Source organism: Variovorax sp. ISS6 (genome assembly GCF_056523145.1).
Genome location: NZ_JAWRZC010000001.1, coordinates 5,777,739 through 5,798,927, shown reverse-complemented (window position 1 = coordinate 5,798,927; position 21,189 = coordinate 5,777,739). Strand labels below are relative to the sequence as shown.

The following is a 21,189-nucleotide window of genomic DNA, read 5'->3' as shown; positions in this document are numbered from 1 at the left end:
CACCGGCTCCCCTTTCCTCGCACCTTCCACGCCCGCAGACCTCGCGGCCCAGGCCCCTCTTTTCTCCGATTCCTCCATTCCCATTCCTCCAGAGGTCCCATGTTCGCCACCCAAGTCTCCGCATGGCTGCAGCGCCGCGGCATCCATTACGGATGGATCGTCGCCGCCATCACCTTCCTGACCATGCTGACGATGTCGGCCGCGCTGGGCCTGCCCGGCGCGATGCTGCAGCCGCTCGGCAAGGAGTTCGGCTGGAGCACCGAGCAGATCTCGTCCTCGCTCGCGCTGCGCTTCGCGCTGTTCGGCCTGATGGGTCCGTTCGCCGCGGTGCTGATGGAGCGCTGGGGCCTGCGCGCGGTGATCTGCACCGGGCTCGCGCTGGTCGGCCTGGGCATGGCGCTGGTGACGATGGCCTCGCAGCTGTGGCAGCTGTTCGTGCTGTGGAGCCTGATGCTGGGCCTGGGCACCGGCATGACGGCGCTGGTGCTCGGCGCGGTGGTGGCCAACCGCTGGTTCGTGGCGCGCCGCGGGCTGGTGGTGGGCATGCTCACGGCGAGCTCGGCCACCGGCCAGCTCGCCTTCCTGCCGGTCGCGGCCTGGATGATCGAGCACTGGGGCTGGCGCTCGGCCATCGTGCCGATCGTGATCGGCAGCCTGCTGATCGGCGTGCTGGCGCTGTGCCTGATGCGCAACCGGCCGTCCGACCTCGGCCTGCGCCCCTTCGGCGAAGCCCCCGATGCGCCGCAGGCGCCGGCCGCGCCCGCCGCGGCGATCAACTTCGCCACGCCGTTCCGCGTGCTCAAGGAGGTCGCGACCAACCGCACCTTCCTGATCCTCGCCGCCACCTTCTTCATCTGCGGCCTGAGCACCAACGGCCTGGTGCAGACCCACTTCATCTCGCTGTGCGGCGACAACGGCATGGGCCCGGTGCCCGCGGCCTCGGTGCTCGCGATGATGGGCGCCTTCGACTTCGTGGGCACGATCCTCTCGGGCTGGCTGTCGGACCGCTACGACAACCGCAAGCTGCTCTTCTGGTACTACGGCCTGCGCGGGCTCTCGCTGTTCTGGCTGCCGCATTCGGAATTCACCATCTACGGCCTCGGCCTGTTCGCGATGTTCTACGGCCTCGACTGGATCGCGACCGTGCCGCCCACGGTCAAGCTCGCGGGCGCCGCCTTCGGACCGGCCAAGGTCGGCATGGTGTTCGGCTGGGTGTTCGCCGCCCACCAGCTCGGCGCCGCCACCGCGGCCTATGGCGCGGGCTTCGCGCGCACGCTGCTGCTGACCTACACGCCCGCGCTCTACGTGGCCGGCGGCGCCTGCCTGCTGGCGGCCGCGATCGTGATGGCGATCCGCCGCCCCACCGCGCCCAAGGGCCATGCCGCGCCCGCCACGGGCGGCGCCGCCGCGGCCCGCGCCTGATCGCCCCACGCCACGGAGTACGAAGGCCATGACCGCTTCCGCCGCCGATCTCGATCCGCGCACCCGCCGCCTGCTCGAGGCGCCCATCGTTCCCACATTGCTGCGGCTCGCGGCGCCCAACGTCCTCGTGATGGTGGCGCAGGCCTCGGTCGGCCTGATCGAGACCTACTTCGTCGGCAAGCTCGGCACCGACGCGCTGGCCGGCATGGCGCTGGTGTTCCCGATCGTGATGCTGATGCAGATGACCTCGAGCGGCGCCATGGGCGGCGGCATCTCGTCGGCCATCGCGCGCGCGCTCGGCGCGCGCCGCCGCGCCGATGCCGACTCGCTGGTGTGGCATGCGATCGTCATCGCGCTGGGCTTCGGCGTGCTGTTCTCGCTCGCGCTGCTGTTCGGCGGCCGCTGGCTCTACGGGATCATGGGCGGCAGCGGCCCGGCGCTCGAGGCGGCCCTGACCTATTCCAACTGGGTGTTCTCGGGCGCGGTGCTGGTGTGGCTGTTCAATTCGCTGTCGGCGATCCTGCGCGGCACCGGCAACATGGCGGTGCCGGCCAACGTCACGGTGGTGGGCGTGGTGTTCCTGATCCCCGCCTCGCCGCTGCTGATCTTCGGCTGGGGCCCGCTGCCGGGCATGGGCATCGCGGGCGGCGCGATGGCGCTGCTGCTGTACTACCTGCTGGGCTCGATCGCGCTGATCGTCTACCTGCGCTCGCCGCGCAGCCTGCTCAAGCCCTCGCTGGCCGCGCTCAAGCTGCGCTGGCCCTTCTTCCGCGACATCCTGCGCGTGGGCCTGGTGGGCACGGTGTCGACCGTGGCCACCAACCTCTCGATCGGCATCGCGACCGCGCTCACCGGTCACTTCGGTCCCGAGGCCCTGGCCGGCTACGGCACGGCCTCGCGGCTCGAGTACCTGCTGGTGCCGCTGGTGTTTGGACTGGGCGCGCCGCTGGTCGCGATGGTCGGCACCTGCATGGGCGCGGGCCAGCGCGAGCGCGCGCTGCGCGCCACCTGGATCGGCGCCGCGCTGGCCTTCGCGCTGGCCGAGACCATCGGCCTGCTGGCCGCGCTGTTCCCGCGGCCGTGGCTGATGCTGTTCGGCCACGACACCGCGATGCTCGACACCGGCATCCACTACCTGCGCGTGGTCGGTCCGCTCTACGGCTTCTTCGGCGTCGGCCTGGTGCTGTACTTCGCCTCGCAGGGCGCGGGCCGCTTGCTGTGGCCGGTGATCGGCAACCTCGCGCGGCTGGCCGTGGCGGGCATCGGCGGCTGGCTGGCGCTGCGCTGGGGCGCGGGGCTCACGGGCGTGTTCGCCGCGCAGGGCATCGCGCTCGTGGTCTACGGCCTGGTCATCGGCTCGGCGATCGCGGGCGGCGCCTGGTTCGGCCGCGTCGGCTGGCCGCGCACCACCAGCGGGCTGCTGCGGCGCATGGCGCAGGCCTGAAGCATTTTTCTTCGTTCACACCCTCGAAAGCTCTGCCATGAACCTCAAGGATTCCGTCGTCTTCATCACCGGTGCCAACCGCGGCCTGGGGCTCGCCTTCGCGAAGGCCGCGCTCGCGGCCGGCGCGCGCAAGGTCTACGGCGCCGCGCGCGACCCCAGGACCATCACCTTGCCGGGCGTGGTGCCGGTGCCGCTCGACGTGACCCAGCCGGCGCAGATCGAGGCCGCGGTACTCGCGTGCGGCGACGTCTCGGTGCTGGTCAACAACGCGGGCATCTCGCGCGGCTCGAACCTGCTCGGTCCCGACTCGGTGGCGGCCGCGCGCGCCGAGCTCGAAACCAACTTCTTCGGTCCCTGGGCGCTCGCGCGCGCCTTCGCGCCGGTGCTGGCGGCCAACGGCGGCGGCGCCATCGTCAACGTGCTGTCGGCGCTGGCCTGGACCACCTTCCCGAGCGTGGCGACCTACAGCACCACCAAGTCGGCGGCCTGGTCGCTGAGCAACGGCCTGCGCAACGAGCTCGCGGGCCAGGGCACGCAGGTGGTCAGCGTGCACGTCGGCTACATGGACACCGACATGGCCGCGCACGTCGATGCCCCGAAGACTTCGCCCGACGAGGTGGCGCGGCTGGCCTACGAGGGCGTGGAGCAGGGCCTGCCCGAGGTGCTGGCCGACGCGATCTCGCGCGGGCTCAAGCAGGGCTTCGCCAGCGACACGCCGCCCTACGCGCAGGTGCCCGCGGCCTGAACGCGGCGGCCATGAAAAAGCCGGGCGCGAGGCCCGGCTTCTTCGTTTCTGGGAACGACCGCGTCAGTAGCGGTACGGATTGTTGGGACGGCGGTCGTAGCGGTTCGGCACGCCGTCGCCATCGTTGTCGCGGCGCCCGTAGCGGCGGCCGTCGTAGCGGTCATGGCGGTAGTAGCGGTCGCCGCGGTGGTAGCCCGGGTGGTAGTGGGGCGGCGGCGGGGGCGCGTAGTAGCGGCGGTCGTAGTGGCGATGCGGCGGTGCCGGCGTCACGTAGACCTGGGCCTGGATGAAGGGACCGCTCTGGGCCTGCGCCGGAGCGCTGATCGCCGCCAGCGAGAGAAGGGCCGCGGCGCCGAATGCGTAGGTGAGCTTTTTCATGGCGACTCCAAAGGAGTGGTTGTTGATGGGTGTCATCCTCCCGCGTTCGTGTCAACGCTTTGTAAGGCGCGGGCGAAATCCGATGAAGCGCTGTAACGCCGGGGCGTAGGACTTCGCTCACGGCGACCGGGCGCATTCTGCCCGCGCGAATGCCGCGTCCAGCGCAAGACGTAACGCGCCGCGGCCGCTGCCGCAAGGCAATTGAAAGCACGGGAAACGCCTCGACACAAAGAGGCCGCCGTTGTCGCCGCATGGCGACAGGAAAGGGCGCGAAAAAGCTCAGCCGCGCGGCGCGGGCAGCATGCGCCGCAGCGCCTCGAAGAACAGGTCGGACTGCTCGCGCTCGCCCTGGATCTGCGCCGCCACGCGCGCGGCCAGTTCGCGGTTCACGGGTGCCAGCGGGCGGCCCGTCGACTGCGCGATCACCTGGTGCAGGCAGGCGCGCTCCAGGTAGTAGAGGTCGTCGTAGGCATGGGCGATGGTGGCGCCCGCCACGATCACGCCATGGTTCGCGAGGAAGGCCACGTCCTTGCCGGCCATCGCGCGCGCGATGCGCTCGCCCTCGGCATCGTCGAGCGCCAGGCCGTTGTACTCGCGGTCGACGGCGATGCGGTCCATGTAGCGCATCGCGTTCTGGCTTGCGGTCGGATCGAGCGCGCGGTCCACCGTGATGGTGAGCGCGGTGGCATAGGGCATGTGGCAGTGCAGCACCACCGCATGGCCCGCGATGCGGTGCACCGCGCCGTGGATGAACAGGGCGGTGGGCTCCACGCGGTGGCGGCCCGCGAGCACCTCGCCGTGCACGTCGATCAGCACGATGTCGTCGGCGCCGATCTCGCTCCAGTGCAGGCCGCGCGGGTTGATCAGGTAGCGGTCCTGCCGGCCCGGCAGCATCACGCTGAAGTGGTTGCACACGCCTTCCGACAGCCCGTGGTGGGCGGCGGCGCGCAGCGCGAGCGCGAGGTCTTCGCGCAGTTGGCGCACTTCGGGGCTGGCGTAGTCGGCTTGGGCGGACATCGTGATCCTCTGGTGTTCTGTGGGGGGAATCGAATCAGGCGCGTGTCGTGCCCGTGCAGGCAGCGACGAAACGCTGCGCATCGTCGCGCACGGCCTGCGCGCTCTTGCCGGGCTTGAACAGCGCCGAGCCGATACCGAAGCCTGAGGCACCGGCCTCGCGCCACTCGGTCATGTTCGAGGGCGTGATGCCGCCCACCGGCATCAGCGGCGTACCGCGCGGCAGCACGGCCAGCAGCGCCTTCACCACCGCGGGCGAGGCCAGCTCGGCCGGGAACAGCTTGAGCCCGGTGGCGCCCGCGGCGAGCGCGCCGAAGGCCTCGGTCGGCGTCATCACGCCGGGCAGGCACACCAGGCCCAGGCGGGCGGCCTCGCGCACCACCGCGGCATCGAAGTTCGGCGACACGATCAGCTCGCCGCCGGCCGCCTGCACCTCGCGCACCTGTTGCGCATCGAGCACCGTGCCGGCACCGACCAATGCCCGCGGGAAGCGCGCGCGCAGCCGCGCGATGCTGTCGAGCGGCCGTGGCGAATTGAGCGGCACCTCGAGCAGCTGGAAGCCCGGCTCGACGATGGCGTCGCCGACGGCATCGGCTTCATGCGGCTCGAGCCCGCGCAGGATGGCCACCAGCGGCAGCGTGCGCAGGGCGGCGTCGAATTTGTCGAAGGGCGTGGTCATGATGGGGTGGCGGAGGAATCGAGGAAGCCGGAGAGCGCATGCAGCCCGGCCCAGGTGGCTTCGGCGCCCAGCGAGCGCGTGGCGGTGCCGCTCGCGCGCAGCGCGAGCGCATAGCGCTGGGTGAGGGCGGGCGAGCCGATCAGCACCACCTCGCCCGCGGCCTGCAGCGACTGGGTGCGCAGCTCCTCGCCGATCAGCAGGCCCGAGAGATAGCTCGCGAGCTCGGTGCGCGGCATGCGCTCGAACAGCGCCAGCGTGCGCGCGCCGAAGGCGTTGTGCAGCAGGCCCTGGCCGTTGTCGGCGCGGGTCACGCCCTCGACGAAGGCGGCCTCGTCGAGCGGCGCCGACGCATCGAGCGTGCGCGCGAGGATCGAGTGCTGGCTCAGCAGCGCATAGAACTCGCCGGTCATGAAGGTGCGAAAGCCGGTCACGCGGCCCTTCTTCACCGTGGCCCACTTGTTGTGCGTGCCCGGCAGCACGAACAGGCCCTCGTCGCGGCCCAGCAGCGACAGCGCGCCGAAGATCTGCACCTCCTCGCCGCGCATCACGTCGGGCACGCCGTCGTGCTCGTCGCGCAGGCCCGGCACCATCGCGATGCGCCGGCCGGGAATGGCGTCGATGGCAATGATGCTGCGGCCGACCTCGACGCGGCCCGCGGGACAGGCGCAGTAGGGCGCCTCGACCCAGCCCTGCTTGCTGCCGGCCATGCCCGAGATCAGGCAGCGCGCGCCGCTCTCGCGCATCCAGTCGCCGAACAGCGCCTCGAACACCGCGGGGAAGCCGCCCGCCGACACCGTGAGGATGCCGCGCGTGTCGCTGCGCTCCTCGCGCACCGTGCCGTCGGCCGCGATCAGCGCGCCGCGCAGCGAGCTCGTGCCCCAGTCGACCGCGACCAATGGACCCGTCATCGCCGCCATCAGTGGTTGTCGCGCGGCACGAAGGCGCCGCGGCGACCGCGCAGGAACGAGAGGTCGGCGCCTTCGTCGGCCTGCAGCACGGTGTCGACGTAGAGCTTCCAGTAGCCCGAATCGAGCGGTGCCTTCGGCGCGACCCAGGCGGCGCGCCGGCGCGCCAGTTCCTCGTCGCTCACGTGCAGGTGCAGCTTGCGGTTCGGCACGTCGAGCTCGACGATGTCGCCGTCCTGCACCAGCGCCAGCGGACCGCCGGCCGCGGCCTCGGGCGCGGTGTGCAGCACCACGGTGCCGTAGGCGGTGCCGCTCATGCGCGCGTCGCTGATGCGGACCATGTCGGTGATGCCCTTGCGCAGCACCTTGGGCGGCAGCGGCATGTTGCCGGCCTCGGCCATGCCGGGGTAGCCCTTGGGGCCGCAGTTCTTGAGCACCATCACGCAGTGCTCGTCGATGTCGAGGCTCTCGTCGTCGATGCGGCGGTGCAGGTCGTCGGCGCTCTCGAACACCACCGCGCGGCCCTTGTGCACCAGCAGTTCGGGCGTGGCCGCGCTGGGCTTGATGATCGCGCCGTTGGGCGCGAGGTTGCCGCGCAGTACGCAGATGCCGGCCTTGTCCTTGAAGGGCTCGGCCTGGGTGCGGATCACCTGCGGGTTGTAGTTCTCGGCGTCCTTCACGTTCTCCCACACGCTGCGTCCGGTGACGGTGAGGATGTCCTTGTGCAGGTGGTCGGCGATCTCCTTGATCACCACCGGCAGGCCCCCGGCATAGCAGAAGTCCTCCATCAGGAACTGGCCCGAGGGCTGCAGGTTCAGGATGCAGGGCAGCTCGGAGGCCAGGCGGTCGAAGTCGTCGAGCGTGAGCTCGACGCCGATGCGCCCGGCGATCGCCAGCAGGTGGATCACGAAGTTGGTCGAGCCGCCGATCGCGGCGTTGACCTTGATCGCGTTCTCGATCGCCTGGCGCGTGAGGATCTTCGACATGTTCAGGTCCTCGTGGACCATGCCGACGATGCGTCGGCCCGCCTCGCGCGCGAGCACGTTGCGGCGGCCGTCGACGGCCGGGAAGGCCGCGTTGCCCGGCAGGCCGATGCCCAGCGACTCGACCATGCTGGCCATGGTGCTCGCGGTGCCCATCGTCATGCAGTGGCCGTGGCTGCGGTGCATGCAGCTCTCGGCCTCGAAGAAGTCCTGCAGCTTGAGCGTGCCGGCGCGCACCTGCTCGCTCATCTGCCACACGCCGGTGCCCGAACCGAGCTCCTGGCCGCGCCACTTGCCCGAGAGCATCGGGCCGCCCGACACGCCGATGGTCGGCAGGTCGACGCTGGCCGCGCCCATCATCAGCGCGGGCGTGGTCTTGTCGCAGCCCATGAGCAGCACCACGCCGTCGAGCGGATTGCCGCGGATGCTTTCCTCCACGTCCATGCTCGCGAGGTTGCGATAGAGCATGGCGGTGGGGCGCAGCAGGGTCTCGCCGAGCGACATCACGGGGAACTCGAGCGGGAAGCCGCCGGCTTCGTAGACGCCGATCTTCACCTGCTCCGCGAGCGTGCGGAAGTGCGAGTTGCAGGGCGTGAGTTCGCTGAAGGTGTTGCAGATGCCGATGACCGGCCGGCCGTCGAACTGGTCGTGCGGCACGCCCTTGCCCTTCATCCAGCTTCGGTAGATGAAGCCGTCGCGGTCGTGTCGGCCGAACCACTGCTGGCTGCGCAGCTCTTCGGGATTCTTCTTCTTGGGAGGGGTGCTCATCGAGGGTGTCTCCGGTTGCGGGAAGGCGCCGCGGGGTCAGGGTTTGTCCTGCCGAGCCGCATTTTCAATCATCATATGATAAGCGCGCTGTCCTGGCGGGGCGCTCAGGGTTTCCGAGCGAGCGGGGCGCGCCGGGCGGCCTTGGCCGCGTTGCACAACCAACGGCTTCGCATGATCAAGAACGTCCACGGCAACACGGTCGACCGGATCGGCAGCGACATCGTCGCGGGGCGCTACGCGCCCGGCGCCGCGATCCCGCCCGAGCCGATCCTCTGCGAGGAGCTCGGCGTGAGCCGCACCGTGGTGCGCGAATCCATCAAGTCGCTGATCGCCAAGGGCCTGGTCACCACCGGCCCCAAGGTCGGCACGCGCGTGCAGCCGCCCGACCAGTGGAACTGGTTCGATGCCGATGTCATCGTGTGGCAGACGCAGGCCGGCCTGTCGGTCGAGTTCCTGCGCGACCTGCAGGACCTGCGCCGCGTGGTCGAGCCGGCCGCGGTGGCGCTGGCCGCCTCGCGCGCCACGCCCGAGGACATCGCCGACATGGAGGAGGCCTACGCCGGCATGAAGCAGGCCATCGAGTTCGGCGGCGACTACATCACGCCCGACCTGCGCTTTCACCAGGGGCTGATCCGCTCCAGCCACAACCGCATGCTGGTGCAGATGAGCCGCGCGCTCGGCGCGCTGCTGCGCACCAGCTTCGAGATCTCGACCACGCGCAAGAACGGTCCCGCGAGTTCGTTGCCTTTGCACCGCGCGGTGCTCGACGCCGTGATCGCGCGCAACCCGGCGGGCGCCGAGCGCGCGGTGCTGGTGCTGATCGACGGCGCGCGCGACGACATCGAGATGGTGCTCGCCTCGCGCCGCAGGCTGCCGCGCATCAGCCGGCCGGCGACGCGGCTCAAGGCCGTGCCGCTCTAGCGGGCGGCGCCCCGGGGGCGCCATGAAGAGCGGGTCGGACGAAGAGACGAACAACAACACCGCAGAACAAAAGGAGACAGGAGCAATGAAGAGATTGATCGACGGATTCTTCCGGGTGCTGGAATTCCTCGTGGTCGCCTGCATGGTGGCGATGGTCGTCATGGTGTTCGGCAACGTGGTGCTGCGCTACGGCTTCAACTCGGGCATCACGGTGTCCGAGGAAATGTCGCGCTACTGCTTCATCTGGCTCACCTACATCGGCGCCATGGTCGCGATGCGCGATGGCGCGCACCTGGGCGTCGACACGCTGATCCGCCACCTGCCGCGGCTCGGCAAGAAGCTGTGCTTCGTGCTCAACCAGCTGCTCATGCTGTTCTGCAACGTGCTGTTCTTCATGGGCACCTTCGAGATGCACGAGCTGCAGCGCACCAACGTCTCGCCGGTGGTGGGCATCTCGATGATCTGGGTCTACGGCATCGGCTACGTGGTGTCGGTGGTGATGGGCGTCATCAACCTCCACAAGCTGTGGCGCCTGGCCACCGGCCGCGTCTCCGACGAGGAACTGGTGCAGGTGATGGAGTCGGAGGACGTGGCGCACGAGCCCGCGGCCACCCCGGCTTCGGGCACCGCCGGAGGCGCGCGATGACGGTCACGATCTTCACGGTCTCGCTGCTCGCCGCCATGGCGATCGGCATGCCGATCGCCTATGCGCTGCTGGTGTGCGGCGTCTCGCTCATGGGCTGGCTGGCCTACACCGGCGGCCTGCCGGCCTTCGACAGCCAGATCATCGCGCAGCGCTTCGTCGACGGCGCCGACAACTTCCCGCTGCTGGCCGTGCCCTTCTTCCTGCTGGCCGGCGAGTTCATGACGGCGGGCGGACTGAGCCGGCGCATCGTCGACATGGCGATGGCCTGGGTCGGCCATTTCCGCGGCGGCCTGGGCTACGTGGCGGTGGTGGCCGCGATCATCATGGCCTCGATCTCGGGCTCGGCCGTGGCCGACACGGCGGCGCTCGCCGCGCTGCTGATCCCGATGATGAACCGCGCGGGCTACGACACCAAGCGCTCGGCCGGCCTGATCGCCGCGGGCGGCATCATCGCGCCGGTGATCCCGCCCTCGATCGGCTTCATCGTCTTCGGCGTGGCGGGCAACGTCTCGATCACCAAGCTGTTCCTCGCGGGCATCGTGCCCGGCATCCTGATGGGCGTGGCGATCGGCATCGCGTGGTGGATCGTGGCGCGGCGCGACAAGGTGCAGCCGGCGCCGCGCGTGCCCCTGGGCGAGCGGCTGGCGATCACGGCCAAGGGCAGCCTCGCGCTCGCGCTGCCGGTGGTGATCATCGGCGGCATGAAGTTCGGCATCTTCACGCCGACCGAGGCGGCGGTGGTGGCGGCCGTGTATTCGCTGCTGGTCGGCATGTTCGTCTACCGCGAGCTCAAGCCCTCGATGCTCTACCGCCTCACGCTCGCGGCCGGCAAGACCACCGCGGTCGTGATGTTCCTGGTGGCCGCGGCCATGGTCAGCGCCTGGCTCATCACCGTGGCCGACATCCCGGGCGAGGTCACGAAGATGCTCGAGCCCTTCATGGGCAACAAGACGCTGCTGATGCTGGTGATCATGGTGCTCATCGTGATCGTGGGCACCGCGCTCGACTTCACGCCCACCGTGCTGATCCTCACGCCGGTGCTGATGCCGGTGGTGCTCAAGGCCGGCATCGATCCGGTGTACTTCGGCGTGCTGTTCATCATCAACAACGCCATCGGCCTGATCACGCCGCCCGTGGGCACCGTGCTCAACGTGGTGTGCGGCGTGGCGCGCATCACCATGGACGATGCCTTCAAGGGCGTGATGCCCTTCCTGATCGCGCAGCTCATCGTGCTGTTCGCGATGGTGTTCTTCCCGCAGATCGTCACCGTGCCGCTGTCGTGGTGGCTGGCGCGCTGAGGGCGTCTTGCAGAGTTTCCCGTCCGTTCGTTCATCACCCAAGAAGTAGGAGACACAGACCATGATCCAGCGCAGAACCCTCGTGGCGGCGGCGACCGCCGTGGCCCTGATGGCGGCGGCCCCGGCCTTCGCCCAGTTCGCCGAACGCACCATCAAGTTCACCAACGGCGTGAACGAGGACCACCCGGTGGGCCTGGGCGTGAAGAAGATGCAGGAGGTGCTGGCCGCCAAGACCGGCGGCAAGATGAAGATCGTCGCCTTCTGGGGCGGCGCGGCCGGCGGCGACCTGCCGGCCACGCAGGCGCTGCGCGCGGGCACGCAGGAGATGGTGTGCACCTCGTCCTCGCCGCTGGTGGGCATCGTGAAGGAACTCGGCGTGTTCGACCTGCCGTTCCTGTTCAACAACGAGAAGGAGGCCGACGCGGTGCTCGACGGCCCGGCCGGCGAGTACTTCAACAAGAAGCTCGAGGCCGCGGGGCTGGTGAACCTGGCGTACTGGGAGAACGGCTTTCGCAACCTCACCAACAGCAAGCGGCCGGTGGCCAAGGTCGAGGACCTCGAGGGCATCAAGGTGCGCGTGATGCAGAACAACATCTTCCTCGACTCGTTCAAGACGCTGGGCACCAACGCCGTGCCGATGGCCTTCGGCGAGATCTTCACGGCGCTCGAGACGCGCACCATCGACGGCCAGGAGAACCCCTTCGTGACCATCGAGACCTCGAAGTTCAGCGAGGTGCAGAAGTACCTGAGCGTGACGCGCCATGCCTACACGCCGTTCCTGGTGCTCTACAGCAAGAAGCTCTGGGACCAGCTCAAGCCCGAGGAGCAGGCGGTGCTGCGCGAGGCCGCGGTCGAGGGCCAGAAGGTGGAGCGCGCCGCCAACCGCGCGCTCAACGAGAAATCGCTCGCGAGCCTGAAGAAGACGATGACGGTCAACGAGGTCTCGCCGGCCGAGCAGAAGCGCATGCTCGACAAGGTGAAGCCGGTGTACGACAAGAACGTGCCGGCGATCGGCCCCGAGGCCGTCAACGTGGTGATGGACGCGCTGAAGAAGGCGCGCGGCGGCTGAGCCTTCCGCTGGCCGGCGGCGCTCGAGAGCGCGCCGGCCATCCAGTCACCGCATCCCGGACCGCCATGAAGATCACCCAGCTCGAAACCATCCGCCTCGGCGAATTCCCCAACATCCTCTGGGTGCGCCTGCACACCGACGAAGGCCTGGTCGGCCTCGGCGAGACCTTCATGGGCGCCGAGGCGGTCGAGGCCTACCTGCACGAGTGGGGCGCCCACAAGCTGCTGGGCACCGACCCGCTGGCGATCGAGGCGCGCAACCGCGACCTCACGGGCTACCTGGGCTGGCGCGGGTCGGGCGTGGAGACGCGTGGCAACTCGGCCGTGGACATCGCGCTGTGGGACCTGTTCGGCAAGGCCGCGAACATGCCGGTGCACACCGCGCTCGGCGGCAAGAGCCGCGACGCGATCCGCATCTACAACACCTGCGCGGGCTACCAGTACATCCGCAGCGCCGCCAACCAGACCAGTTCCAACTGGGGCATCGGCAACGCGGCCGGGCCCTATGAAGACCTGCAGGGCTTCCTGCACCATGCCGACGAGCTGGCCGAGTCGCTGCTGTCGGAGGGCATCACGGCGATGAAGATCTGGCCCTTCGACCCGGCGGCCGAGCGCAGCCATGGCCAGTACATCAGCAACGCCGACCTCGACGCGGCGCTCGAGCCCTTCCGCAAGATCCGCGGCGCGGTCGGCAAGCGCATGGACATCATGGTCGAGTTCCACAGCCTCTGGCGGCTGCCGATGGCGCAGAAGATCGCGCGCGCGCTGCAGGAGTTCGACACCTTCTGGCACGAGGATGCGATCCGCATGGACAGCCTCGACCTGTTGAAGCAGTACGCCGTCGACTGCAAGGCGCTGGTCTGCGCCAGCGAGACGCTGAGCTACAGGTGGGGCTTCAAGGACTACCTGCAGACCGGCGTGGCCGGCGTCGCGATGCTCGACCTGAGCTGGTGCGGCGGCCTCACCGAGGCGCGCAAGATCGCGGCCATGGCCGATGCCTGGCAGCTGCCGGTGGCGCCGCACGACTGCACCGGCCCGGTGGTGTGGGCCGCGTCGACCCACCTGAGCCTGCATGCGCCCAATGCGCTGATCCAGGAGAGCGTGCGCGCCTTCTTCACGGGCTGGTACCAGGGGCTGGTGACCGAGCTGCCGAAGGTCGAGAACGGCATGATCAGCCTCAACGACAAACCGGGGCTGGGGCTCGAGCTGCTGCCCGACCTGCACGAGCGCGCGGATGCGATGGTGCGGATTCTCGAAGGCCTGAGCAGCCGCGTCTTCAGTCGGTGCGCAACCGCAGCAGCGCCCGCACGAAGCCGTGGTCCGAGCGCGAGCGGTCGCGCCCCTCGTGCAGGTGGTCGTTGAAGTAGTCCACGCGCCGCACGTCGCCCAGGCTGTGGCGGCTGCCGGCGATGAATTCCTCGCTCACCAGGATCTGGTCGAGCACCTCCGGGTAGCCCTGGTGCACGTGCGAATAGGCCACGTCCTTCTTGAGCGCGGCCTCGCCCTGCATCTCGTAGGCATTGAACAGCGCCACGTCGCGCGCCGCCTTGTCGTAGGCCACCTCGGAGGTGGCGGCCACGAGCTGCGTGGTCACGCTGTGCGGGTTGTCGTTGAAGTCGCCCATCACCACCAGCGGCACGTTGGTGCCTTGCAGCAGGTCGATCACGATGCAGCGCAGGGCCGCGGCCTCGGCGCCGCGCATCAGCAGCGAGCGCAGCGAGGCCATCGCGCCCACCTTGCGGTCGTCGCGGTCCTCGAGGTGGTTGCCCTGCGCATCCTGCAGGAACTTGGGCCGCTTCGACTTCAGGTGCACCGTCAGCACGTGCACCGGCTGGCCATGCTTCATGCGCAGCGTGGCCAGCAGCGGCGGACGCTCGAAGCGGGTGTGCGGCCCGAGGCCCGGCACCTCGACGCCGAAGCCCGGCGGGAAGTCGACGAAGGACTGGATGCGGTCGACCTTGAGCCGGGTGGCGATGCCCACGCGCGGCGTGCCCTGCGCGCCGGGGCGCGGCGGCTGGTCGGGTTGCGCGGGCGTGTTCTCGGCGCCGGGCACGGCCACGAAGTCGTAGCGCAGGCCGCTGCGGTGGATGGCGGCCTTCAGCGCCGCCTCGTCCCAGACCTCCTGCACCGCGAGCACGTCGGCATTGAGTGCATGGAAACGCTCGCCGAGCCAGTCGATCTTGCGCTCGTACTCGCGCTCGTTGTAGGCGTCCTGGTTCTCGTAGTACACGCGGTGCGGGTTCGCGAGATTGAGCAGGTTGCAGGTGGCCACGAAGAGGGTGGCGAAGTTCGGCGGGATGGGCTGCATGGCAACGATTGTGTCCGGAAGGTGTTTCGGCCCCCGAACTGCCATGAAAAAGGGCGCCGAAGCGCCCTCTGTTCTGCGTGCGTCGTGCCTCAGCGGCCGAACGAACGGCCACCGCCGCCGCCCGAGCGGCCACCGCCGCCGTAGCCGCCGCCACCCGAACGGCCACCGCCGCCCGAACGGTTGCCGCCGCCGTAGCCACCGCCACCCGAGCGGCCACCGCGTCCGCGGCCGCCGCCCATGTGGTCGACGCTGGTGCGCAACGGATCGGGCTGGCCGGCCGCGCCGGCGATCGCCTCGGCGCGCAGGTGCGCGACCTGGTTGGCCTGGGTCGGGCTGTGGCTGTTGCCGTGATGGCGCGGCTGGCGCTCGTCGTGCGGCTGGTGGTTCTGCGCATGCGCCGCATGGTGATGCGGACGCGGCTGGGCCTGCGGGGCGCGGCCTTGCGGCGCGCGGTTGCCCGGACCCTGGCCCTGGCCGCGCGGGCCCTGCTGGCCGCCGCCGTTGGCAGCACGGCCCTGGCCCTGGCCGCCGCCACCGGCGCGGCGCTGGCCATTGCCACCACCGCCGCCCTGGCCGGCCTTGTTGTCGCGGATGCGCTGCATCATCTCGCTGCGCGCCGCCTTGGCGGCCGCCTGCATGACTTCGCGGCTCGGCGGACGGCCGGCGCCGCCCCAGATGGTCTGGCGGCCCATGGCGATGGGCTCGGCGCGCTCGCCTTCCTCGGGGCCGAAGCCCTCGATGACCTGCACGGGGATCGTCTGCTTGGTGAAGCGCTCGATCTCCTGCATGAAGCCTTCCTCGTCGAGGCAGACGAAGCTCACGGCCTCGCCGCTCGAGCCCGCGCGGCCGGTGCGGCCGATGCGGTGCACGTAGTCTTCGCTGACGTTCGGGATCTCGTAGTTCACGACGTGCGGCAGCTCGTCGATGTCGATGCCGCGGGCCGCGATGTCGGTGGCCACCAGGGCGCGGATGTCGCCGCTCTTGAAGCCGGCCAGCGCCTGGGTGCGCGCGCTCTGGCTCTTGTTGCCGTGCAGCGCCATCGCCTCGATGCCGTTCTTGGTGAGGAATTCGGCCACGCTGTTGGCGCCGAACTTGGTGCGGGTGAACACCAGCACCTGGCTCCACTGGTGCTCGTTGATGATATGCGCGAGCAGCGCCTTCTTCTTGCCGCGGCCCACGGGGTGGATCACCTGGGTGATGCGCTGCACCGTGGTGTTGCGCGGCGTGACCTGGATGCTCTGCGGGTTGCGCAGCAGGCCGTTGGCCAGTTCGCGGATCTCGTCGCTGAAGGTGGCCGAGAACAGCAGGCTCTGCTTCTGGGCCGGCAGCAGCGCCAGCACCTTCTTCACGTCGTGGATGAAGCCCATGTCCAGCATGCGGTCGGCTTCGTCGAGCACCAGGATCTGCACGGTCGACAGGTCGAGCATGCCCTGCTGCTGCAGGTCGAGCAGGCGGCCGGGGGTGGCCACGAGGATGTCGACGCCGCGCTTGAGGCGGTCGATCTGCGGGTTCATGCCCACGCCGCCGAAGATCACGGTCGAGCCGAGCTGCAGGTACTTGCCGTAGTCGCGCACCGATTCCTCGACCTGGGCCGCGAGTTCGCGGGTCGGGGTGAGCACCAGGGCGCGGATGCCGATGCCGCCGAACTTGTTGGTGGCGCTGCGGCTCATGGTGAGCTTGTGCAGCATCGGCAGGGTGAAGGCGGCGGTCTTGCCGGTGCCGGTCTGGGCGCCGCCGAGGAGGTCGTGGCCCTCGAGGACGGCCGGAATGGCCTGGGCCTGGATCGGGGTGGGGGTCTCGTAGCCCTGCTCGTGCACGGCCTTCAAGATGGCCGGAGCCAACTTCAGTTCATCAAAAGTCATTGTGTGAAACAACAAGCGCCATACACGGCGCGGTGACATCGGCCCGCTCGGCGTCTTTCGTTCTTGTGACGCGAGCCAGTCAAGGCTGATGAAGGTCAGGAGTGGGAGCCCGAAAAACCGACTTGCGGAAGGGTTTTCTTCGTCCCCGGCAGAGAGCCGGTGTGCGGGCAACTGGACCCGGCACGGTGGCGATTGTCGCATGAGTCGATAATCACTGCTTTTCGCGCTCCGTTTCCGCGATTCCGCGCGCCGGTCCTGCCGCCTTCCCCCGGGGTTCCGCCAGGGGCTCCTCCCAGGGGATTTCGGCTTGTTCCGGCTTTCGCCACCTCAGCAATCAGCAGTCCAACACAGAAGATGGCCCAGTACGTCTACACCATGAACAGAGTCTCCAAGACCGTGCCGCCCAAGCGGCAGATCTTGAAAGACATCTCGTTGTCCTTCTTTCCCGGCGCCAAGATCGGCGTGCTCGGCCTGAACGGCTCGGGCAAGTCCTCGCTGCTCAAGATCATGGCCGGCGTCGACAAGGAGATCGAGGGCGAGGCGATGCCCATGCCCGGCCTGTCGATCGGCTACCTCGAGCAGGAGCCCAAGCTCGATCCCGAGCACACCGTGCGCCAGGCCGTCGAGGAGGCCATGGGCGAGGTCAACGCCGCCAAGGCGCGCCTCGAGGAGATCTATGCCGCCTATGCCGAGGAAGGCGCCGACTTCGACGCGCTGGCGGCCGAGCAGGGCGAGCTCGAGGCGGTGATCGCCGCCGCGGGCACCGACTCCGAGCACCAGATCGAGATCGCGGCCGACGCGCTGCGCCTGCCGGCCTGGGACGCCAAGATCGGCCTGCTGTCGGGCGGCGAGAAGCGCCGCGTGGCGCTGTGCAAGCTGCTCCTGTCCAAGCCCGACATGCTGCTGCTCGACGAACCCACCAACCACCTGGACGCCGAATCGGTGGAATGGCTCGAGGTGTTCCTGCAGCGCTTCACGGGCACCGTGGTGGCCATCACCCACGACCGCTACTTCCTCGACAACGCCGCCGAGTGGATCCTCGAACTGGACCGCGGCCGCGGCATCCCGTGGAAGGGCAACTACAGCACCTGGCTCGAGCAGAAGGGCGAGCGCCTGGCGCAGGAGCAGAAGAGCGAGGAAGCCCACGCCAAGGCCCTGAAGAAGGAACTGGAATGGTCGCGCCAGAACCCGAAGGCACGCCAGGCCAAGAGCAAGTCGCGCCTGGCCCGCTTCGAGGAGCTGAGCGACGTCGAATACCAGAAGCGCAACGAAACGCAGGAGATCTTCATTCCCGTCGCCGAGCGCCTGGGCAGCCAGGTGATCGAGTTCAAGGACGTGAGCAAGAGCTTCGGCGACCGCCTGCTGATCGACAAGCTGAACTTCAACATCCCCGCGGGTGCCATCGTCGGCATCATCGGCCCGAACGGCGCCGGCAAGTCCACGCTGTTCAAGCTGATCGCCGGCAAGGAACAGCCCGACAGCGGCGAGGTCGTGATCGGCCAGACCGTGAAGATGGCCTTCGTCGACCAGTCGCGCGACGCGCTGGCCAACGACAAGACCGTGTGGGAAGACATCTCGAACGGCCTGGACATCATCAACGTCGGCAAGTTCCAGATGGCCAGCCGCGCCTACGCGGGCCGCTTCAACTTCAACGGCCAGGACCAGCAGAAGAAGGTCGGCAACCTGTCGGGCGGCGAACGCGGCCGGCTGCACCTGGCCAAGACGCTGATCCAGGGCGGCAACGTGCTGCTGCTGGACGAACCCTCGAACGACCTGGACGTGGAAACGCTGCGCGCGCTCGAGGACGCGCTGCTCGAGTACGCGGGCACCGTGCTGGTGATCAGCCATGACCGCTGGTTCCTCGACCGCATCGCCACCCACATCCTGGCCGCCGAAGGCGATTCGCAATGGGTGTTCTTCGACGGCAACTACCAGGAGTACGAAGCCGACAAGAAGAAGCGCCTGGGCGAGGAAGGCGCCAAGCCCAAGCGCGTGCGCTTCAAGGCCCTCAAGTAAGGCCCGCGCCGGCCCTCAGGCCGGCTCGACCAGGGCGCGCGGTTCCGCAAGGGGCCGCGCGCTTTTTTCATCGTCGGCCGCGAACACCTCGCGGGCGGCGCCCAGGCCGTTGAGCGCGGCCGGAAAGCCCGCGTAGACCGCCATCTGCATGATCACCTCGATCACTTCCTCGCGCGTCACGCCGACGTTGAGCGCGCCCTGGATGTGCACCTTGAGCTGCGGCGCGGCATTGCCCATGGCGGTGAGCGCGGCCACCACCGCGATCTCGCGCGAGCGCAGGTCCAGGCCGGGGCGCGAATAGACGTCGCCGAACGGGAACTCGATCAGCAGGCGCGCGAAGTCGGGTGCGATGTCGGCCAGGCCTTCGACGACCTTGATGCCGCCCTCACCGTCGATCTGCTGCAGTTTCGCGAGACCGCGCGCGTAGCGCTCGCCGGTCGGCTGGCTGGTCGTCGTCGGATGGATGGGGTGCTGCATGTTTCTTCCTCTTCGTTGAAGCCGGGGCCTTGCCCGATGAAGAGGGACGCCGGGCCTCGATCCCGCGGTAGTGCTCGATCTTGTGCGCCAGCGCCTGCATCGATTGCTGCAGCGCCTCCACCTTCGAGCGAACCTCGGCGAGATGCGATTCGAGCATCGCGCGGCGTTCGCCGATGCTCGCGTCCCCCTGACTGCGAAGCCCGGCGAAGGCCTGCATGCCCTGGATGGGCATGCCGGTCTCGCGCAGGCGCAACAGGAAAGCAAGCCATTCCATGTCGGCGGCGGCATAGCGGCGCTGGCCGCCCGGTGCGCGCGACACGGCGGCGATCAGGCCGATGCGTTCGTAGTAGCGCAGCGTGTGGGCCGTGAGACCGGTGCGCCGTGCCACTTCCGCGATGCTCAGGTTGCTTTCCATGGGGAGAATTCTCGAAGTTGGAGCGCGCTCTAAGTCAAGCGGTATCTGGAAGAAATCCGTTCAGGGCAGGAGTTCGGCCTCGATCCAGCCGCGCAGGCTGTTGACGAAGGCCAGCGCGGTCACGCGCGAGAGCTGGTCGCGCCGCACCGTCGCCTCGACCAGCGAACCCTCGGCCAGCCGCCGCGCGCGCCCGATGCCGGGCAGCAGGCCGCAGCGCAGCGGCGGCGTGACCCAGAGGCCGTCGTCCAGGCGCAGCGCGATGTTGCCGCGCGTGCATTCGGTGAGCTCGCCCTCGGGGTTCCACAGCAGCGTGTCGAAGGCCTCGGGCAGGGTCGGCGCGAAGGCCTCGTAGTGCGCGCGGCGCGTGGTCTTGAAGCGCGTGAACTCGCTGTGCGCCTCGTCGAAGGGGCGGTCGGCCAGCTGCAGCTTCACGCGGTGGGGCGCGGAGCCCATTTCATGCGCTTCGGCGCGTGGCTGGCCCCGTGCATCGAGCAGCAGGCGCACGCGCCAGGTGCCTTCGGCATGTGCGTCGCGCAGCGATTGCAGCGCTGCCTCGACGCGTGCTGCATCCCAGGCGAAGCCGAAGTGGGCGGCCGCGCCGGCCATGCGTTCGACGTGCAGCGGCGCGTCGCGCAGCGTGCCGTCGACCAGCGCCAGCGTTTCGAGCAGTTCGAAGCCGGGTGCCTCGGCAACGGCGGCCGCGCCCAGGAAGGCCCGCTTGTGGCCCCACTCGGCCCATTCGGCGTCGGCCGTGGCATCGGCCGTGATGCCGCTGCCGATGCCGCAGCGCGCCTGGCCGCCGCGCAGGGTCACGGTGCGGATCGGCACGTTGAAGGTCGCATGCCCGCCGGGCCGCAGCACGCCGACCGCGCCGCAGTACACGCCGCGCGGCGCCTGCTCGAGCGCGTGGATCAGCCGCATCGCCGCCACCTTGGGCGCGCCCGTGACCGAGCCGCAGGGGAACAGCGCGTCGAACACGTCGACCAGCGAGGTGCCGGGGCGCACCATGGCTTCCACGTCCGAGGTCATCTGCCACACGGTGGGCAGCGCCTCGGTGTGGAACAGCCGCGGCACGCGCACCGAGAACGGTTGCGCGATGCGCGACAGGTCGTTGCGCAGCAGGTCCACGATCATCACGTTCTCGGCCCGTTCCTTCGGCACGCTGCGCAGCCGCTGCGCCTGGGCCTCGTCCTCGGCCGGCGTGGCGCCGCGCGGCGCGGTGCCCTTCATCGGGCGCGCGAGGATGCGCTCGCCCTGCCAGTCGAAGAACAGCTCGGGCGACAGCGACAGCACCTGCTCGTCGCCGCTGTCGATGAAGGCCGCGTAGCCCGCGGGCTGGTTGCGGCGCAGCGCGGCGAACAGGGCCAGCGGGTCGCCAGCGTATTCGCCGAGCAGCGGCGCCGTGTGGTTGATCTGGTAGAGGCCGCCGGCGGCGATCGCCGCGTGGATGGCTTGCATCTGCCGGTCGAAGTCGGCGCGCGAGAGGCTGTCGCGCCAGGCGATCGGCGAACTGGCGGGCGGGGCCTTCTCGGGCCAGGGCAGGGCCAGGTCGTGCACGCCGAACCAGGCCAGTGGCCCGCCATCGCCCGCATGCGTCTCGAACGCGGCATCGAAGGCCGCGGCCGCCTCGTAGCGCAGGTAGCCCACGCACCAGTGGCCCGCGCGCGCCAGCGCCTCGGCCTGCGCGAGCACGGACCGCACCTCGGCCGGGCTGCGCGCCACGAGCGTGCGGGAAGGGGCGCCGAAAGCCAGGCGCAGCCGTTGCGCGCCATCGGTGCGCGGGTCGGCGAAGTCGATCAGGGTGGACACGGTGGGTCTTGGGGCAAAGGCAACGGCGCCC

Annotated in this window: 19 protein-coding genes; 9 read left to right on the top strand and 10 right to left on the bottom strand. The window is 69.6% G+C overall.

Translation table 11 applies throughout. The features are described from left to right. Positions 1–99: 99 nt before the first annotated feature. From AC1HIL_RS26825 to AC1HIL_RS26815, 3 genes are read left to right on the top strand one after another with little or no spacing between them, the layout of a single operon-like run. On the top strand, positions 100–1,422 hold the full coding sequence (locus tag AC1HIL_RS26825; protein ID WP_057595623.1) for an MFS transporter: 1,323 nt from the start codon (positions 100–102) through the stop codon (positions 1,420–1,422). A 28-nt stretch (positions 1,423–1,450) separates the two neighbouring features. Further along, positions 1,451–2,866 (top strand): MATE family efflux transporter, encoded by a 1,416-nt coding sequence (locus AC1HIL_RS26820; RefSeq protein WP_479670442.1) that lies wholly within the window; start codon positions 1,451–1,453, stop codon positions 2,864–2,866. Positions 2,867–2,903: 37 nt separating this feature from the next. Further along, positions 2,904–3,611 carry an SDR family oxidoreductase gene (locus AC1HIL_RS26815; protein WP_057595625.1) on the top strand — a complete coding sequence of 236 codons (708 nt, stop codon included), beginning with the start codon at positions 2,904–2,906 and terminating at the stop codon, positions 3,609–3,611. A gap of 63 nt (positions 3,612–3,674) precedes the next feature. On the opposite strand, the gene AC1HIL_RS26810 is transcribed toward AC1HIL_RS26815, so the two are convergent. The 5 genes from AC1HIL_RS26810 to AC1HIL_RS26790 all read right to left on the bottom strand — a co-directional run bounded on the left by AC1HIL_RS26810 (position 3,675) and on the right by AC1HIL_RS26790 (position 8,338). Continuing rightward, positions 3,675–3,989 (bottom strand): hypothetical protein, encoded by a 315-nt coding sequence (locus tag AC1HIL_RS26810; protein WP_057598231.1) that lies wholly within the window; start codon positions 3,987–3,989, stop codon positions 3,675–3,677. 279 nt (positions 3,990–4,268) lie between these two features. Beyond that, positions 4,269–5,006 carry an aldolase gene (locus AC1HIL_RS26805; protein WP_057595627.1) on the bottom strand — a complete coding sequence of 246 codons (738 nt, stop codon included), beginning with the start codon at positions 5,004–5,006 and terminating at the stop codon, positions 4,269–4,271. A gap of 34 nt (positions 5,007–5,040) precedes the next feature. Next, positions 5,041–5,682, bottom strand: coding sequence for a 2-dehydro-3-deoxy-6-phosphogalactonate aldolase (locus AC1HIL_RS26800; RefSeq protein WP_479670441.1), 642 nt, complete (start codon positions 5,680–5,682; stop codon positions 5,041–5,043). After that, positions 5,679–6,590, bottom strand: a complete 912-nt coding sequence (locus tag AC1HIL_RS26795; RefSeq protein ID WP_479670440.1) for a 2-dehydro-3-deoxygalactonokinase — start codon at positions 6,588–6,590, stop codon at positions 5,679–5,681. Before AC1HIL_RS26795 ends, AC1HIL_RS26800 begins: the two co-directional genes overlap by 4 nt. Before the next feature lie 8 nt (positions 6,591–6,598). After that, positions 6,599–8,338 (bottom strand): IlvD/Edd family dehydratase, encoded by a 1,740-nt coding sequence (locus AC1HIL_RS26790; RefSeq protein ID WP_057595629.1) that lies wholly within the window; start codon positions 8,336–8,338, stop codon positions 6,599–6,601. A 171-nt stretch (positions 8,339–8,509) separates the two neighbouring features. Between AC1HIL_RS26790 and AC1HIL_RS26785 the strand changes: the two genes are divergently transcribed. The 5 genes from AC1HIL_RS26785 to AC1HIL_RS26765 all read left to right on the top strand — a co-directional run bounded on the left by AC1HIL_RS26785 (position 8,510) and on the right by AC1HIL_RS26765 (position 13,633). Further along, positions 8,510–9,259, top strand: coding sequence for a FadR/GntR family transcriptional regulator (locus tag AC1HIL_RS26785; protein ID WP_057595630.1), 750 nt, complete (start codon positions 8,510–8,512; stop codon positions 9,257–9,259). Positions 9,260–9,344: 85 nt separating this feature from the next. After that, the gene (locus AC1HIL_RS26780; protein WP_057595631.1) at positions 9,345–9,905 is read left to right on the top strand and encodes a TRAP transporter small permease; all 561 of its coding nucleotides are present in this window, start codon (positions 9,345–9,347) and stop codon (positions 9,903–9,905) included. Further along, positions 9,902–11,203 (top strand): TRAP transporter large permease, encoded by a 1,302-nt coding sequence (locus AC1HIL_RS26775; protein ID WP_057595632.1) that lies wholly within the window; start codon positions 9,902–9,904, stop codon positions 11,201–11,203. The genes AC1HIL_RS26780 and AC1HIL_RS26775 overlap by 4 nt, the downstream gene beginning before the upstream one ends. Before the next feature lie 61 nt (positions 11,204–11,264). Continuing rightward, positions 11,265–12,272, top strand: a complete 1,008-nt coding sequence (locus tag AC1HIL_RS26770) for a TRAP transporter substrate-binding protein (RefSeq protein ID WP_479670439.1) — start codon at positions 11,265–11,267, stop codon at positions 12,270–12,272. Positions 12,273–12,337: 65 nt separating this feature from the next. Then, on the top strand, positions 12,338–13,633 hold the full coding sequence (locus AC1HIL_RS26765) for a mandelate racemase/muconate lactonizing enzyme family protein (protein WP_479672785.1): 1,296 nt from the start codon (positions 12,338–12,340) through the stop codon (positions 13,631–13,633). On the opposite strand, the gene AC1HIL_RS26760 is transcribed toward AC1HIL_RS26765, so the two are convergent. Both AC1HIL_RS26760 and AC1HIL_RS26755 read right to left on the bottom strand, forming a co-directional pair. Further along, positions 13,548–14,579, bottom strand: coding sequence for an endonuclease/exonuclease/phosphatase family protein (locus AC1HIL_RS26760; RefSeq protein WP_479670437.1), 1,032 nt, complete (start codon positions 14,577–14,579; stop codon positions 13,548–13,550). The two genes, AC1HIL_RS26765 and AC1HIL_RS26760, sit on opposite strands and share 86 nt — an antisense overlap. A gap of 89 nt (positions 14,580–14,668) precedes the next feature. Continuing rightward, on the bottom strand, positions 14,669–16,441 hold the full coding sequence (locus AC1HIL_RS26755; protein ID WP_479670436.1) for a DEAD/DEAH box helicase: 1,773 nt from the start codon (positions 16,439–16,441) through the stop codon (positions 14,669–14,671). A gap of 354 nt (positions 16,442–16,795) precedes the next feature. Here AC1HIL_RS26755 and ettA point away from each other — a divergent pair, with 354 nt between their 5' ends. Next, a complete protein-coding gene (ettA, locus tag AC1HIL_RS26750) occupies positions 16,796–18,457 on the top strand; it encodes an energy-dependent translational throttle protein EttA (RefSeq protein WP_057597366.1) in 1,662 nt (553 codons plus the stop codon). A 15-nt stretch (positions 18,458–18,472) separates the two neighbouring features. Here the strand turns inward: ettA and AC1HIL_RS26745 are convergent, their stop codons facing one another. Genes AC1HIL_RS26745 through pabB form a run of 3 tightly spaced genes read right to left on the bottom strand, consistent with a single transcriptional unit; the run spans position 18,473 to position 21,158 of the window. Then, complete coding sequence (locus AC1HIL_RS26745; protein ID WP_057597367.1) at positions 18,473–18,934, bottom strand: carboxymuconolactone decarboxylase family protein; 462 nt, start codon at positions 18,932–18,934, stop codon at positions 18,473–18,475. Continuing rightward, the gene (locus tag AC1HIL_RS26740; protein WP_413762809.1) at positions 18,843–19,349 is read right to left on the bottom strand and encodes a MerR family transcriptional regulator; all 507 of its coding nucleotides are present in this window, start codon (positions 19,347–19,349) and stop codon (positions 18,843–18,845) included. The genes AC1HIL_RS26745 and AC1HIL_RS26740 overlap by 92 nt, the downstream gene beginning before the upstream one ends. Positions 19,350–19,409: 60 nt before the next feature. Continuing rightward, positions 19,410–21,158 (bottom strand): aminodeoxychorismate synthase component I, encoded by a 1,749-nt coding sequence (gene pabB, locus AC1HIL_RS26735; RefSeq protein WP_479670435.1) that lies wholly within the window; start codon positions 21,156–21,158, stop codon positions 19,410–19,412. Positions 21,159–21,189: the final 31 nt, after the last annotated feature.

Coding starts and splice junctions, on each gene's coding strand:
- AC1HIL_RS26825 (WP_057595623.1), top strand. CDS start 100: ATGTTCGCCACCCAAGTCTCCGCATGGCTGCAGCGCCGCGGCATCCAT.
- AC1HIL_RS26820 (WP_479670442.1), top strand. CDS start 1,451: ATGACCGCTTCCGCCGCCGATCTCGATCCGCGCACCCGCCGCCTGCTC.
- AC1HIL_RS26815 (WP_057595625.1), top strand. CDS start 2,904: ATGAACCTCAAGGATTCCGTCGTCTTCATCACCGGTGCCAACCGCGGC.
- AC1HIL_RS26810 (WP_057598231.1), bottom strand. CDS start 3,989: ATGAAAAAGCTCACCTACGCATTCGGCGCCGCGGCCCTTCTCTCGCTG.
- AC1HIL_RS26805 (WP_057595627.1), bottom strand. CDS start 5,006: ATGTCCGCCCAAGCCGACTACGCCAGCCCCGAAGTGCGCCAACTGCGC.
- AC1HIL_RS26800 (WP_479670441.1), bottom strand. CDS start 5,682: ATGACCACGCCCTTCGACAAATTCGACGCCGCCCTGCGCACGCTGCCG.
- AC1HIL_RS26795 (WP_479670440.1), bottom strand. CDS start 6,590: ATGACGGGTCCATTGGTCGCGGTCGACTGGGGCACGAGCTCGCTGCGC.
- AC1HIL_RS26790 (WP_057595629.1), bottom strand. CDS start 8,338: ATGAGCACCCCTCCCAAGAAGAAGAATCCCGAAGAGCTGCGCAGCCAG.
- AC1HIL_RS26785 (WP_057595630.1), top strand. CDS start 8,510: ATGATCAAGAACGTCCACGGCAACACGGTCGACCGGATCGGCAGCGAC.
- AC1HIL_RS26780 (WP_057595631.1), top strand. CDS start 9,345: ATGAAGAGATTGATCGACGGATTCTTCCGGGTGCTGGAATTCCTCGTG.
- AC1HIL_RS26775 (WP_057595632.1), top strand. CDS start 9,902: ATGACGGTCACGATCTTCACGGTCTCGCTGCTCGCCGCCATGGCGATC.
- AC1HIL_RS26770 (WP_479670439.1), top strand. CDS start 11,265: ATGATCCAGCGCAGAACCCTCGTGGCGGCGGCGACCGCCGTGGCCCTG.
- AC1HIL_RS26765 (WP_479672785.1), top strand. CDS start 12,338: ATGAAGATCACCCAGCTCGAAACCATCCGCCTCGGCGAATTCCCCAAC.
- AC1HIL_RS26760 (WP_479670437.1), bottom strand. CDS start 14,579: ATGCAGCCCATCCCGCCGAACTTCGCCACCCTCTTCGTGGCCACCTGC.
- AC1HIL_RS26755 (WP_479670436.1), bottom strand. CDS start 16,441: ATGACTTTTGATGAACTGAAGTTGGCTCCGGCCATCTTGAAGGCCGTG.
- ettA (WP_057597366.1), top strand. CDS start 16,796: ATGGCCCAGTACGTCTACACCATGAACAGAGTCTCCAAGACCGTGCCG.
- AC1HIL_RS26745 (WP_057597367.1), bottom strand. CDS start 18,934: ATGCAGCACCCCATCCATCCGACGACGACCAGCCAGCCGACCGGCGAG.
- AC1HIL_RS26740 (WP_413762809.1), bottom strand. CDS start 19,349: ATGGAAAGCAACCTGAGCATCGCGGAAGTGGCACGGCGCACCGGTCTC.